This is a genomic window from Shinella sp. 838, from assembly GCF_029623935.1.
Classification (GTDB): Bacteria; Pseudomonadota; Alphaproteobacteria; order Rhizobiales; family Rhizobiaceae; genus Shinella.
In genome coordinates this window covers 818,832-831,313 of the sequence record NZ_JARSBQ010000001.1, presented here as the reverse complement: position 1 = coordinate 831,313, position 12,482 = coordinate 818,832, and the positions used below count along the sequence as shown (strand labels likewise).

The following is a 12,482-nucleotide window of genomic DNA, read 5'->3' as shown; positions in this document are numbered from 1 at the left end:
CTGCCTCATGGGCATCTCGAACAATCATTCCCCGACCGGCTCGCCGAGCGTGTGCATCAGCCGGTTGGCCCAGCCGAACAAGGCGGTCGACAGGATGAGGTCGAGGATTTCGTCCTTGTTCAAACCGGCTGCGACCAAAGCCGCCATGTCGTCGGCGGTCGCATCGGATGGGCATTTCGAAAGCTTGACCGCAAAATTCAGGATCGCCTTGAGCCTGGGCTCGATCTGCGCATCGACGCCATCGGCGAAGATCGCCGCGATGACATCGGCCTCCTTGGTCAGCTGGTTGTAGCGGCTGGCATGCACCGCCGCGCAATAGATGCAGCGGTTGACGATCGATGCGCCGACAGCGCCAAGCTCGCGTTCGGCGCGCGAAAGCCCGCCGCGATTGTACATGACGGCGTTGAACAGCGGCGAGCGGTGCTTCAACGTCTCGACGTCATGCGCCAGCACCAGCACATAGTCGGAAACCTTGGTGTTGGACGGCGTGATCTTCAGCGCGTCGAGCTGCTCGTTCGTCGCTTCGGCTAGATCCAGCGGAACCACATAGGGGTTCCACTGCGGAACATCGGTCGTAAATTCGTGTATCGTCTTGCTCATGCCAGCCCCCGCATCAATTGCAGGCCAACCGCGACCCGGATCTGATAGCTGACGAAGGCGACGAGCTCCGAGAGCCTGACGATGTCGGCATCGCCGATCCCGGCTTCCCGGAGCAGTTCGATATCGCGGCGCGTCGCATCCTTTGGCGAATGTGCCACCAGATCGACATGGCGGATCAACGCCCGGGCCCGCGCATCGCTGCCGCCGTCGAACCAGATGTCGGCCATGCGTGCGGCGTCTTCCGGCATTCCGGCTTTCTCCAGCATGGCCTCGAAGTGATCCTCGAACGTCTTCTGGTCGTTGATCTTCGCAATCCGCAAGGCGAGCGCGGCCCGCTCTGCGTGCGACAGTCCGCCAGGGTCCGCCGGTGTGAGCGCGCCATCATGCGTCTGCTGGGTCAGTGCCATGATGTCGGCGCGGCCGGCCACCGTTTCGGCCAGGGCGCTGCCCGGCTCGATCCCGACGATTGCGGCAATCACGTCCTCGTTCTCAGCCATTCCGTCCTCCTATGCCTGCTTGCGGTCGTCAAGGGTTTCGCCGTCCGGCAAGGGCGACGCGGTCCATTCGTCGCCGCGCAGTTCGGGCGTGTCGTAGTCGAGCAACCGCTGCCAGTACTGGCCGAAGTTTTCCTCATAGAGCTTGGCGGCAATCTCGCGCGCCAGCCAGGACGCGCCTTCGCTGATGCCCGGAATGTCCCCGCTCACCTTGCCGAGGCTGGCCGCTGCACCCGAATTGAAGCTGTGGATGTTGGCAAGCCAGGGCGCCTCACCGGGCACACGCTCGAGGAAAGTGAAATCCTCGGCGAGATAAGGGAACTTGCCGAGCTGCTCGTTCTCCTGCCCCGGCGGCGGCGTGAAGCGATCCTGCCACAACAGGATCTTGTCGGCATAGCCGTCGAGTTCCTTGCGGGCCAGCGGATCAACCCCGAAACCCGTCCCCAGAATAAGGAAGTCGGCGCGCACGGGCTTGCCCTGCGACGTGCCGACAACGATCTCGTCGCCGTCGAGCTCCACCGTCTCGACCGCGGCGTCGAAATGGAAATAGGCGTTCGGATGGCGGCTGACCCGCATCGTCGAGCCGCGCGGCGCCGGTGTCTGGGTCCGCAAGGAGTAATTCATGATCTGCCAGCGCCGGGCGTCGCCGAGCTGCGGGAATGCGGCGGTGAAACCGAACGAGCCGATGCCCATCAGTTTGTTGATGCATGGCATTTCCTTGCGCCGGATGAGATGGCGAACCTCGGCTGCGCCGGCCTCCAGGGCTTCGGCGGCATTGTCGACCGCCGAAGCCCCGACACCGACAACGACGACGCGTTTGCCGCGCAGGGCAGCAAAATCGATGTCATGCGAGGAATGCGCCCAGTATGTCTCCGGCAAGCCGTTGACGAAATCCGGAATGCTGGGGTGCCCCATGCCGTCACGGCCGGTCGCCATGACGACCTTGCGGGCGAGCACGGAGGTCTCCCGGGCGCCCTTGCCCGAGGTCATCAGCCGCATCAGCGCCCCCTCGGGCCGGATCGCGGTCACCTCGACATTGTTCTCGACCGGCAGCTCGAGCACCTTGCGATACCAGCGCAGATACTCCATCCACATTGGACGCGGGATCTTGTCGAGCGCAGACCAGGCGTCGTTGCCGAACTGGGCGACGTACCAGGCACGGAATGTGAGCGATGCCATGCCGTAGGCCGGACCGGTCAGCTGCTTGGGCGAGCGCAACGTTTCCATGCGCGCATAGGTCAGCCACGGCCCTTCGAGACCCGGCTCGCTGCGGTCGAAGATGCGGATGTTGCGAATGCCGGCGCCGATCAGCGCAAAGCCGGTAACGAGGCCGCACATGCCGCCACCGATGACGACGACATCGTGAACCGGTTCTGCGAGAGGCGTCGGCACGACCCAGTTTGCCGGGGGATAACAAAGGCAGGCGAGATCGTCGCGGACACGCCGTTCCAGCTCCGGCAGGCTCGTAGCTGCAGATTGAATCGGCATATCAACGTCATAGGCCATGGTGTACCTCCCTCGCCCGGTGGAGCTTTTCGCTCGCATCGGCCGCCTTGCTTCCGGACGCCCCGCACCGTTCGGGTGCGGGGCGCTGTTCGTCTAGGTGTTCGCACGCCGGTCGGGGATGACCGTCGCAGTCTCGGGCTTCCAGCCGAGCCAGACGTCCTCGCCGTCGAGCTGCTCGACCTCGCTCGGGTGAACCAGGGTGTTCAGCAGGGCGCCATCGCCGACCTGGACCAACATCGAGGTGTGATTGCCCTTGAACACCCGCTGGCGGATCTTGCCCTTGATGCGGTTGGCAGTTGCCGGCTCGCTCGCAGAGCAATGAATGGCCTCGGGACGCAGGACGACGTAGAGATTGTCGCCGACCTTCGGCGCCAGCCCGCCGGGATTCGCCTTGATGGTGACGCCGTTCCAGTTCAGCGCGGCCACGCCGTCCTCAAAGCCGAGAACGGCACTGCGCAACAGATTGGTCTCGCCGATGAAGTTGGCGACGAAGACCGAGCCGGGACGCCCGTACAGCGTGTTGGGATCGCCCATCTGTTCGATGCGGCCCTTGTTCATGACCACGATCGTGTCCGACATCGTCAGCGCCTCCTCCTGATCGTGGGTCACGAACATGAAGGTCTTGCCGGTCTTCTCCTGAATGGCCTTGAGCTCGATCTGCATCTGCTGGCGCAGCTTGGCGTCGAGCGCCGACAGCGGCTCGTCGAGCAGCAGCACGTCCGGATCCGGCGCCAGTGCCCGCATGAGCGCCACGCGCTGGCGCTGGCCGCCGGACAATTCCGCCGGCAGGCGCTTGGCATAGTCCTGAAGCTGAACCAGCTCCAGCAGTTCGCAGACCCGGCGATGGATCCTCGCGTTGTCAAGCCCTTTCAGCTCGAGGCCGAAGGCGATGTTCTTGGCAACGGTCATGTGCGGGAAGAGGGCATAGTCCTGGAAGACGATGTTGACGTTGCGCTTGTTCGGCGGCACCCGCGTGACGTCCTTGCCGCTGAGCAGGATGCGTCCGGATGTCGGCGTCTCGAAACCGCCGAGCATGCGCAGCGACGTGGATTTGCCGCATCCGGAGGGGCCAAGAAGCGTGACGAACTTGCCCGGCTCGATGCTCAGGTTCAGGTTCTCGACGGCGACATAGCCGCCATAGCTCTTGGTGACATTGTCGAATTGAACAACGGGTTCCATCAGCGGGTCCTCGCGCGGCGGGTGAAGTATTCGGCGTACAGTCCGACGGCAGCCGTAACCACGAGAACGAGCGTCGCCATTGCGTTGATCTCGGGAGACATGCCGCCCTGCACCTTGGCGAAGATCAGCATGGGCAAGGTCGGGCGATAACCGCCGAGGAAGAAGGTGCGGACGAAGTCGTCGATCGACAGCAGCACGCAGAAGATCATGCCGCCGACAAGCGCCGGCTTGAGGTACGGCAGCGTCACGCGGAAGAAGGCGACGATGCTGTCGGCGCCAAGGTCGCGGGCCGCATCGACGAGATTGCCCGGCATCGAGCGCAGGCGGGTCAGCGCCATGACGACCACGAAGGGCACGGCATGAACGGTATGGCCGAGGATGATGGCAGCCGTTCCCGTCGGCAGGTCGATGGTCGAGATGAAGATGCGAAGCGAGATCGCCGAGATCATGCCCGGCACGACCGCCGGCAGGCAGGCGAGCGCGAAGAGCACGACCTGACCGCGAATGCCGTCGGCAACGATGAGCATGGCGATCCAGACGCCGAGGGTGGTCGCCGCAAGCGTCGCCGCCGCCGCGATCATGATCGAATAGAGGCAGGCTTCCAGGAACTGCTTGTCCTGCATCACCTTGATGTACCAGTCGAACGTCCATTCGCCGATCGGGAAGGCGACGAAGTTCGCATCCTTGAAGCTCATTGCCATCATCAGCGTGAGCGGCAGAAGCAGGTAGAGAATGAAGGCCCAGTAGAACGCCGTGAGCGTTGTACGCGGGACATCGGAAAACAGGGTGCGCATCAGATTGCCCTCCGTTTGCGCCCGCCGACCAGCCGCATGAAGATGGCGGCGGCGATAAGTGCGGTCACCAGCATGATCAGCGCGAAGGCGGCGCCGACCGGCCACTTGTCGCTGGCACCATGGAAGAAGCCGCTGATCGTTTCAGGAAAGAGTACGGTGTTGGGGCCGCCGAGCAGCATGGGCGTCGCAAAGACCCCGATGCAGGTCAGGAAGACCAGGCAGCAGCCGGACACGATGCCGTCGCGCGACAGCGGCAGAATGATCCGGCGGAAGCGCGTGAAGGGGCCCGCGCCGAGATCCGCAGCCGCGTCGAGCAGCGGCGACGGGATCTTTTCGATCGCCGAGTAGAGCGGCAGCAGCATGTAGAGGCAGATCAGGTAGACGAGGCCGAAGCCCAGCGAGAACGACGTATAGAGCATCGGGATCGGCCGGTCGATCAGGCCGATGTCACGCAGCAGCACGTTGAGCGCACCACGATTGGCGAGCAGCATGATCACGGAGAATGTCCGGATGAGCTCGCCGGCCCAAAACGGCACCAGAAGCAGCAGAAGCGCCTTGGAACGGCCCTCCGGCCTGACGATCTTGGCAACGTAGTAGGCCACGGGATAGACCACGACGAGGGTCAGCGCCGTTGCACCCGTCGCAAAGACGAAGCTTCGGATCAGGGGCGTGAAGTAGATCGCCTCACGGAAGAAAATGGCGTAGTTTTCGAGCGTGAAGTGCGACTCCCTGCCCGGCTGGACGGGGTATTGCGACAGAAGGCTGATCTTCAGCATCTGATAGATCGGCCCGACATGCAGCATGACCAGCCAGATCAGCGGCACGCCGGCCAGAAGCAGGACGCGGCCGATCCGTGATTCCACCGCCGCCCCGAGCGTGTGTCGATAGAGCGCGGAATTGACCACCTTCGCTATGCCGGTGGAGTATTTCGGTACGGCCGTGTCGTGCGCCGTGCCGTATCCGGCTGTCGTGTTGCTACTCACCATTGGACAATCTCGGTTGGCGCAGAGCGACCGTGACCGCGCGGCAAGGCCGGCGGACAGTCATCGCGCACTGTTTGGTGAAATGGACGAGCCGCCTGCCCGGCTCCTGGAGCGTCGAAGCACTCCGGAGACCGGGCAGGCAGGGCCGAAACCCAGCGCGTCAGGCCGCCTTGACCTCTGCGGTCGCGCGGTCGATCATCTCGTTCTTCATGTCGCGGTTGACCGAGGAGAAGAAGATGATGCGTTCGATTTCTTCCTGCGGCAGCGTCGAAGCGAGTTTCTCGCGTTCGTTCAGCAGATCGCCAACGCCGTTTATGGTCGAGCTGTAGCCCGACTGACGGGTCATCGCCGCGCCCACTTCCGGGGTTGCGAGGATCGCGTCGAGCAGCTTGTAGGCGTTCTCGGCGTTCGGAGCGTTGTTGACCACGTTCAACGTGTAGCAGAAGCCGAACGTACCTTCCTTCGGCACGGAAAGCTTGATCGGGTGGCCGTCGATGATGAGCTTTGCCGCCGGGCCGGACCAGGAATGCGCGAGGTAGATGTCCTCGTTGATGAACATCTGCTGCACTTCCGAGCCTGCGTCATAGTACTTGCGCACCATGTCCTTGTGCTTGATCAGGAAGTCGCGCGCTTCATTGGTCGCCTTCTGGGCGATATCGGGCTTGTCGACATAGGTGGTGAAGTCACCGTCGTGGCCGAGATACTGCATGACGATCGTCATGAAGTCGCTGACGATGTAGGAGGTCTGCCCCTTGTACTGCGGATCGAACATGATCTCCCAGCTCGGCGCGTCCTTCACATAGTCGACATTGCGGGCAAGCCCTTCGTAGCCGGCGAGGATCGGCAGCCCCCACAGATTGCCGTTGACGCGCGCCCAGGTGGCGTCCTGATAGGCGGTGTTGAGGTTCTTCCAGTTCGCGATCTTGCCGGTGTCGAGCGGCTGGAGCAGCTTGGAATCAATGAACTGCGAATAGCGATGGCCAGCGACGGTGACGATGTCCGTCGACGGATTGGCACCCTCGGCGGTGAGCAGGTTGTACTGCTTGCCCTGGTCGTCCGTCAGGCGGATGCGAACCTCGATACCCGTGTCGCGCTGAAACTTGTCGATGAATTCCTGCGGCAGGAACTTGTCATAGGTCGTAACGTTGAGCACGCCGTTTGCCGCCCAGGCAGGACGCGGACGGATGATGTACGGCATCGTCAAAACAGCGGCACCCGCACCGAACAGCTTCAATGCAGTTCTACGGTTGGTCATCAGCTTCTCGCTCATTCTAGTTCCCCTCTTGTTGAGCCCATGCCGAACAGTCGTTGCGGAACGACGAGCGTCTCCTTCGCACGGTGATTATCCGTACGGTGCGCAGGCCCCGAGCAACTGAAATCTATTGAAACAAGGCCTCCTCGCCCCGTCCGACATACCGAACGATATTTCCGGTAAACAGGAATTGACCTCTATATTGGACGAATGTCAAGCAGGACTGTTCAAAGAAATGACACATTTCATTGTGCACCGCACCAACACCGGGAGCGTCGCCTCATCCCGAAGACGGCGTTGAAATCGCGCTCGCTGGCAGCGGACCGGGCTCCAAAGGCGGGACCGGAAGAACCGTCATGGCCTCTCTCCGGGGCGATCCGGCACCACGATCCACAACCGAAGGCCCGCAGGATCACGGCAGGAAGCCCGCCGGACCTCGAATGTCGTTCGCCGCCGCAGTGTTCGCCGCGAACCCGGCGTGCGGCAGCGAACCAGACCGCCCCTTTTCGAAGGCGCCGCTAGATCGTCTCCAGCGCCAAAAGCTCGTCCAGCGTCTGGCGGCGGCGGATCAGATGGGCGCCCGTCTCGTCGACGAGCACTTCCGGCACATAGAGCCGGCTGTTGTAGTTCGACGACATCGTCGCGCCATAGGCCCCCGCGCCATGGAAGACCAGGTGCTCGCCGACCGCGACGTCGGGCAGGTCGCGGGGCAGCACCGTTCCGGTCTCCGTCTGGGTGAAGACGTCGCCGGATTCGCACAAGGGGCCGGCGACGATGGTCGGCCGGGTCGTCGTCCGTTCCGGGATGGCGGTGATATGGTGGTAGCTGCCGTACATGGCGGGCCGGGCCAGTTCGCTGAAGCCGGCGTCGACCAGCACGAAGCGGTTCCGCCCCATGGTCTTGACCGCGCGGACCTCCGAGACGAGCACGCCGGAATCGGCGGCGAGGTAACGGCCGGGCTCGATTTCGAGCCTGACGGCATGGCCGACATGAGCCTCGATCTCGCGGCGCGCCGCATCCCAGAGGGAGAAATAATGCGCGGGCTCGATCTCCTCCTCCCCCTCCCTGTAGGGCACGGAGAGGCCGCCGCCGGCCGAGATGGCTTCAAGATCGGCCCCGAGATTGCGGCAAAGCGCCACCATGGCCCCGCAGACCCTCTCCAGATGACCGTAATCGACGCCGGAGCCGATATGCATGTGCAGGCCGACAAGTGTCAGGGAATATTGGCGCACCAGCGCCATGGCGTCCTGCAACTGCTCGAACCAGATGCCGTGCTTGCTGTTTTCGCCGCCGGTGTTGGTCTTGTTGCTGTGGCCGTGCCCGAAGCCGGGATTGAGGCGCAACCAGACGCGATGGCCCGGCGAACGCTCGCCGAGTTGCCGCAGCATATCGATGGAACCGGCATTGACCTCGATCCCGTCGGCGACGACGCGCTCCAGCGTCGGGCGGTCGAAGAGATCGGCGGTGAAGACGACATCGGCCGCGCCCGAGGCGTTGCCGGTGGCATAACCCGCCCGCTTCGCCCGCTCGATCTCCCCGAGCGAGACGGCGTCGACCCGCACGCCGGCCTTGCGCATCTCGCCGAGGATATGGATGTTCGAACAGGCTTTTTGCGCATAGCGCACGACGTCGAAGGCGGAGAGCTGTTCGATGCGGCGGCGGATGGCGGCGGCGTCGTAGATCCAGAGCGGCGTTCCGTGTTCGCCGGCAAGCGCGATCAGGGTTTCGTTGGAGAGGGGCATGGTGTCTCTATGTGTCCGGGGAATGTCAAAGAGCGGAGCGGCAAGGCCGCTCCGCTCCGGGCATGATGCGGGGATCATGATACCATTCTAGCGCTTCGCCGCCAGCAAGGCTTGCGCCAGATCGGCAATGACGCTCTCCGCCTCATGCAGCCCGACATTCAGCCGGATCGTGCGGTCGCTGACGCCGAAGCGCGCAAAGACGTTGGTTTCCGGCGAGATGCTGAGCGCGGCCTTGGCCGGCACGACGAGGCTTTCCGGCCCGCCCCAGCTCACCCCGATGCGCACCAGGCGCAGCGCGTCGACGAAGGCGGCGACGTCGATGCGGTCCGAGACCGCGAAGGAGAACAGGCCGCCGAAGCCGCGGAAGGTGGCCTTGCCGGGATGGTCGTAGAAGGCGGGGTGCATGATATCGGTGACGTCCTCATGCGCCTGAAGCCAGGAGGCGACGGCAAGGCCGGCCTCGTGGTGGTGGCGCAGGCGCAACGGCAGGGTTTCGAGGTTGCGCAGCACCAGCCATGCCTCGAAGGGCGCGAGTTTTGCGCCGGTATAGGGGTAGATCTCGCTGTTGATCCTGTCGATATGCACCTTGGAACCCGCGACGAGGCCGGCGACCGTATCGCTCTGCCCGCCGAGATATTTCGAGGCCGCATGGATGACGAGATCGATGCCGAGTTCCAGCGGGTTCTGGTAGAGCGGCGTCGCCCAGGAATTGTCGACGATGGTCACCACGCCGTGGCGGCGGGCGGCCTCGCCGATCGCCTTCAGGTCCTGCAACTCGAAGACCATGGAGGTCGGGTTTTCCAGATAGGCGAGCCGCGCGCCGGACAGCGCGGCCAGCATCGCCTCGGTGTCCGTGCCGTCGACATAATCGACGAGGATGCCGAAGCGTTTCAGCACCTTTTCGAAGAAACGGAAGGCGTCGCTGTAGACGTGCCGCACGGTGACGATGCGGTCGCCCGGGCCGACGAAGGCGAGCACCGCTGCGGCGATGGCAGCCATGCCGCTGGAAAAGGCGCGGGCTTCTTCCGCGCCTTCCATATCGGCGATGCGGCACTCCAACAGGCGCACGGTGGGATTGTCGCCGCGCGAATAGATCGGCTTTTTCGAACGGCCGGCGAAGACGTCCTCAAGCTCCTTGTAGCTTTCGGAGAGGAAGAGCGACGTCTGGTAGATCGGCGGCACGGCGGCGTCGAACGGGTCGTCGCGCAGCGGCGGCAGCGCTTCGGCATGGCGGTAGGCGTCGAATCTCGGGGTCTCGTTCATGGTGTTCCTCATAAATCAGGAAGGACGGATCGATGGATTGGCAAGCTGCGGCGCGATCCGGGGGATGGTGGACCATTCGTGCCGCGCGACGAAGAGGCCGAGCACGGCCGCCAGCAGGGCCGCGAGCGCAGGCGCGGCGGAAACGCCGGCAAACCCCGCCCATAGCGGCAGGAGAAGCAGCAGCGGGATGAGCAGGTAGCCCTGCGGCGCGAGCCCGACCAGGGCCGAAAGCCCCGCCCGGCCCCGCGATTGCAGCAGCACGAGCAGCACGGACTGGAAGGCGGCCAGCGGAAAGACCGGAAAGAGCGCGCGCAGCCAGGCTCCGGCCTCGCGAACGACGGCGGGGTCGTCGGTGAAGAGGCGCGCGACCGGCTCGGCGGCGACGAACAGCAGCGCGGCATAGAAAAGCGCCGCCGGCACCGTTACGGCCAGCATGAAGCGGATGACGCGCTTCAGCCGCGCCGCATCGCCCGCGCCGAAGGCATGGCTGACGACGCTTTGCGCGCCGAGGCAGAAGCCGAGCACGGGAAGCTGGCCGAGCGTCATCAGCCGCACGGCGATGGCGGTCGCGGCGACGCCGGCATCGCCGCCGTGGACGGCGGCCTCCCGCATCAGCAGGAGAAGGCCGATGCCGGTCACCAGCGTCGTGGCGGCGGCGGGCACGCCGATTTTCCCGATCGGCCCCAGCAGGGACCAGCGGATGTTTCCGTTAAGAACGTCCACCGCGCCCCATCGGCGGAGGAAATAGACCGCATAGCAGCAGAGCGCCGCCGCAGCCGAAAGCACAGTGGCGAGGGCCGCGCCGGCGGCCCCGAGGCCGAAGGCGAAGATGAAGATCGGGTCGAGCACGATGTTGAGCGCAAAGCTCGCGATCAGCACGATCATCGAGAAGCGCGAATTGCCCTCGGCGATGGCGATGAAATCGCAGACCACCTGCAACAGCCCGAGCGTCAGGCCGACGGCGAGCAGCCGGCCGTAATCGAGACCGGGCGCAAGCAGCGCTTCGCCCGCCCCGAGCGCGCCGGCAAAGGCCGGCAGGCCGAGATAGATCGGCACGGAGAGCGCGACGCCGAGCGGCACCGTGGCCGCGAGCGCCGTCATCGCGACGGAAGCGGCCCCGGCGCGGTCCCCCTCACCGAGACGGCGCGCCAGAAGCGTCGCAAGGCCGATGCCAAGCCCCTGGCCCGTGGCCCCCACCAGCAAGAAAAGCGGCATGACGAGCCCGACGCCGCCGAGCACCTCCGGCCCGAGCGCGCCGAGAAAGAGCGCATTGACCGCATGGTGCCCGGCATTGGCGGCAAGGCCCGCCACCGCCGGCAGCGCGACGGTCAGAACGAGCCGCACGATGCGCGGATCGTTCATGTCCACGGCGGTCTTCATCACGCGGCGTCTCGCGCCAGCGAGCCCGCAACGGGCAGGCCATCCGGGCCGGACAGGTCGGAGAGATCGGGAGACAGCAGCCGGTCCATGAAGAAGCGCTCGCGCAGGAGCATGACGAGCAGCGCCTTCTTGTGCGGGAACTGGATGTGCTTGACCTTGGCGAAGCCGGAGCGGTCGAGGTTGCGGATCTGCTGGCGATGATGGTGGATCGGCTCGCCGACGATGCGGCGGGTGCGCGCATCGGCGAGGAACATGTAGTGCATCAGCGAGGGCAGCCAGGCGCTGACGAACGCCTTGCCACGGAAGTCGTCCTCGCCGATGGCCACATGCCAGCCGCGGTCGTAACCGTCCGCCTCGTAATGCGGGCCGATGCGGTCTTCCTTGGCCCAGTAGAGCTCGAAATAGCCGAAGGGCACGCCGCCGAAGGTGCCGATCAGCGGCAGGGTGCGCGGATCGGCAAGACGGCCGGCGATGAAATCGCGATGGTAGGAAAGGTCGCCGGCGTCCTCCCAGATCGCCGCCACACGCGGATCGTTCATCCAGCGATGGAAATGCGGCAGATCCGCCTCGACATCGGCGACGTGGAAGCCAAGCTCCGTGTTCAGCCAGGGAATGAAGCGGCTGTAGACGCGGCCGACCGGCTTCGGCGGGCGCTGCGGATGCAGCGCGCCGTTCGTCAGCGTCGAAACTTCCGGATAGGCGGCGGGAACGCCGCCGAGCCAGGGTTTCTGCAACTGAAAGAAGGATTCCGGCCGCGCGACCAGCCGCTCGCCGTGCCGTTCGAGCGCACCGGTACCCAGAAGGCGCTGCGCGAGCCCCTCGTCGGCAAGCGCGACATCCACCGCGCCGAGCGCCGGATTGCCGGCAAGCACCGCCTCCAGCACGGCGTTGACGATATCGTCGGTCGCAACGGGCGAGGCCGGCAGAGCCTCGAAGGTCAGCAGGCGGGAGGACGGGCCGGCGAGATGGCCGGAGGCCACCTCCTCCCCCTCGTGCTCGACCCGAAAGCCACCGGCGGCCTTGCCCGGCAGCACGCGCAGCGGCTGGCCGCAGGCCAGCGTGTGGCTGAGCGCCCCCGTCGCCGGCAAGCGCAGGCCATCGGGCGTTTCCCGCATCGTTTCGCTGACGGCGACATAGGCGTTCATGGTGCTTCTCCACTCTCGAAACCGGGGCGCGACCGGCGATTCATGCGCGGTCACTGGTTTGGCAATGACGAATGAGGCCATGTCGAATTCAGAATATTTTTTGATTTTTCTCTGAATTCACGCAGCGCTCATTCGTCATTGGGT

Annotated in this window: 11 protein-coding genes; all 11 read right to left on the bottom strand. The window is 64.8% G+C overall.

Annotated elements, in window-relative coordinates:
- Positions 1 to 24 precede the first annotated feature (24 nt).
- The 11 genes from P9A16_RS03985 to P9A16_RS03935 all read right to left on the bottom strand — a co-directional run bounded on the left by P9A16_RS03985 (position 25) and on the right by P9A16_RS03935 (position 12,338).
- On the bottom strand, positions 25 to 600 hold the full coding sequence (locus tag P9A16_RS03985; RefSeq protein WP_024270248.1) for a peroxidase-related enzyme: 576 nt from the start codon (positions 598 to 600) through the stop codon (positions 25 to 27).
- The gene (locus tag P9A16_RS03980) at positions 597 to 1,097 is read right to left on the bottom strand and encodes a CMD domain-containing protein (protein ID WP_023515473.1); all 501 of its coding nucleotides are present in this window, start codon (positions 1,095 to 1,097) and stop codon (positions 597 to 599) included. The genes P9A16_RS03985 and P9A16_RS03980 overlap by 4 nt, the downstream gene beginning before the upstream one ends.
- 9 nt (positions 1,098 to 1,106) lie before the next feature.
- The gene (locus P9A16_RS03975) at positions 1,107 to 2,600 is read right to left on the bottom strand and encodes an NAD(P)-binding domain-containing protein (protein ID WP_023515472.1); all 1,494 of its coding nucleotides are present in this window, start codon (positions 2,598 to 2,600) and stop codon (positions 1,107 to 1,109) included.
- A gap of 93 nt (positions 2,601 to 2,693) precedes the next feature.
- Entirely contained in the window at positions 2,694 to 3,779 is a 1,086-nt protein-coding gene (locus P9A16_RS03970; protein WP_023515471.1) for an ABC transporter ATP-binding protein, read from the bottom strand.
- Positions 3,779 to 4,573 carry an ABC transporter permease gene (locus P9A16_RS03965; protein WP_023515470.1) on the bottom strand — a complete coding sequence of 265 codons (795 nt, stop codon included), beginning with the start codon at positions 4,571 to 4,573 and terminating at the stop codon, positions 3,779 to 3,781. Before P9A16_RS03965 ends, P9A16_RS03970 begins: the two co-directional genes overlap by 1 nt.
- Positions 4,573 to 5,559 (bottom strand): ABC transporter permease, encoded by a 987-nt coding sequence (locus P9A16_RS03960; RefSeq protein WP_024270247.1) that lies wholly within the window; start codon positions 5,557 to 5,559, stop codon positions 4,573 to 4,575. Before P9A16_RS03960 ends, P9A16_RS03965 begins: the two co-directional genes overlap by 1 nt.
- Before the next feature lie 157 nt (positions 5,560 to 5,716).
- Positions 5,717 to 6,826, bottom strand: coding sequence for an extracellular solute-binding protein (locus P9A16_RS03955; protein WP_024270246.1), 1,110 nt, complete (start codon positions 6,824 to 6,826; stop codon positions 5,717 to 5,719).
- Between the two features lie 500 nt (positions 6,827 to 7,326).
- Entirely contained in the window at positions 7,327 to 8,550 is a 1,224-nt protein-coding gene (gene lysA, locus P9A16_RS03950; RefSeq protein WP_278025554.1) for a diaminopimelate decarboxylase, read from the bottom strand.
- Positions 8,551 to 8,637: 87 nt separating this feature from the next.
- Positions 8,638 to 9,813: an aminotransferase class I/II-fold pyridoxal phosphate-dependent enzyme gene (locus P9A16_RS03945; protein ID WP_278025553.1), complete on the bottom strand. Its 1,176-nt coding sequence runs from the start codon at positions 9,811 to 9,813 to the stop codon at positions 8,638 to 8,640.
- A 15-nt stretch (positions 9,814 to 9,828) separates the two neighbouring features.
- Entirely contained in the window at positions 9,829 to 11,193 is a 1,365-nt protein-coding gene (locus tag P9A16_RS03940; RefSeq protein WP_278025617.1) for an MATE family efflux transporter, read from the bottom strand.
- Positions 11,193 to 12,338 (bottom strand): GNAT family N-acetyltransferase, encoded by a 1,146-nt coding sequence (locus tag P9A16_RS03935; protein WP_130519472.1) that lies wholly within the window; start codon positions 12,336 to 12,338, stop codon positions 11,193 to 11,195. Before P9A16_RS03935 ends, P9A16_RS03940 begins: the two co-directional genes overlap by 1 nt.
- Positions 12,339 to 12,482: the final 144 nt, after the last annotated feature.

Excerpts from the sequence above, each read along its gene's own strand:
- P9A16_RS03985 (WP_024270248.1), bottom strand. The coding sequence starts at position 600 with ATGAGCAAGACGATACACGAATTTACGACCGATGTTCCGCAGTGGAAC.
- P9A16_RS03980 (WP_023515473.1), bottom strand. The coding sequence starts at position 1,097 with ATGGCTGAGAACGAGGACGTGATTGCCGCAATCGTCGGGATCGAGCCG.
- P9A16_RS03975 (WP_023515472.1), bottom strand. The coding sequence starts at position 2,600 with ATGGCCTATGACGTTGATATGCCGATTCAATCTGCAGCTACGAGCCTG.
- P9A16_RS03970 (WP_023515471.1), bottom strand. The coding sequence starts at position 3,779 with ATGGAACCCGTTGTTCAATTCGACAATGTCACCAAGAGCTATGGCGGC.
- P9A16_RS03965 (WP_023515470.1), bottom strand. The coding sequence starts at position 4,573 with ATGCGCACCCTGTTTTCCGATGTCCCGCGTACAACGCTCACGGCGTTC.
- P9A16_RS03960 (WP_024270247.1), bottom strand. The coding sequence starts at position 5,559 with ATGGTGAGTAGCAACACGACAGCCGGATACGGCACGGCGCACGACACG.
- P9A16_RS03955 (WP_024270246.1), bottom strand. The coding sequence starts at position 6,826 with ATGAGCGAGAAGCTGATGACCAACCGTAGAACTGCATTGAAGCTGTTC.
- lysA (WP_278025554.1), bottom strand. The coding sequence starts at position 8,550 with ATGCCCCTCTCCAACGAAACCCTGATCGCGCTTGCCGGCGAACACGGA.
- P9A16_RS03945 (WP_278025553.1), bottom strand. The coding sequence starts at position 9,813 with ATGAACGAGACCCCGAGATTCGACGCCTACCGCCATGCCGAAGCGCTG.
- P9A16_RS03940 (WP_278025617.1), bottom strand. The coding sequence starts at position 11,193 with ATGAAGACCGCCGTGGACATGAACGATCCGCGCATCGTGCGGCTCGTT.
- P9A16_RS03935 (WP_130519472.1), bottom strand. The coding sequence starts at position 12,338 with ATGAACGCCTATGTCGCCGTCAGCGAAACGATGCGGGAAACGCCCGAT.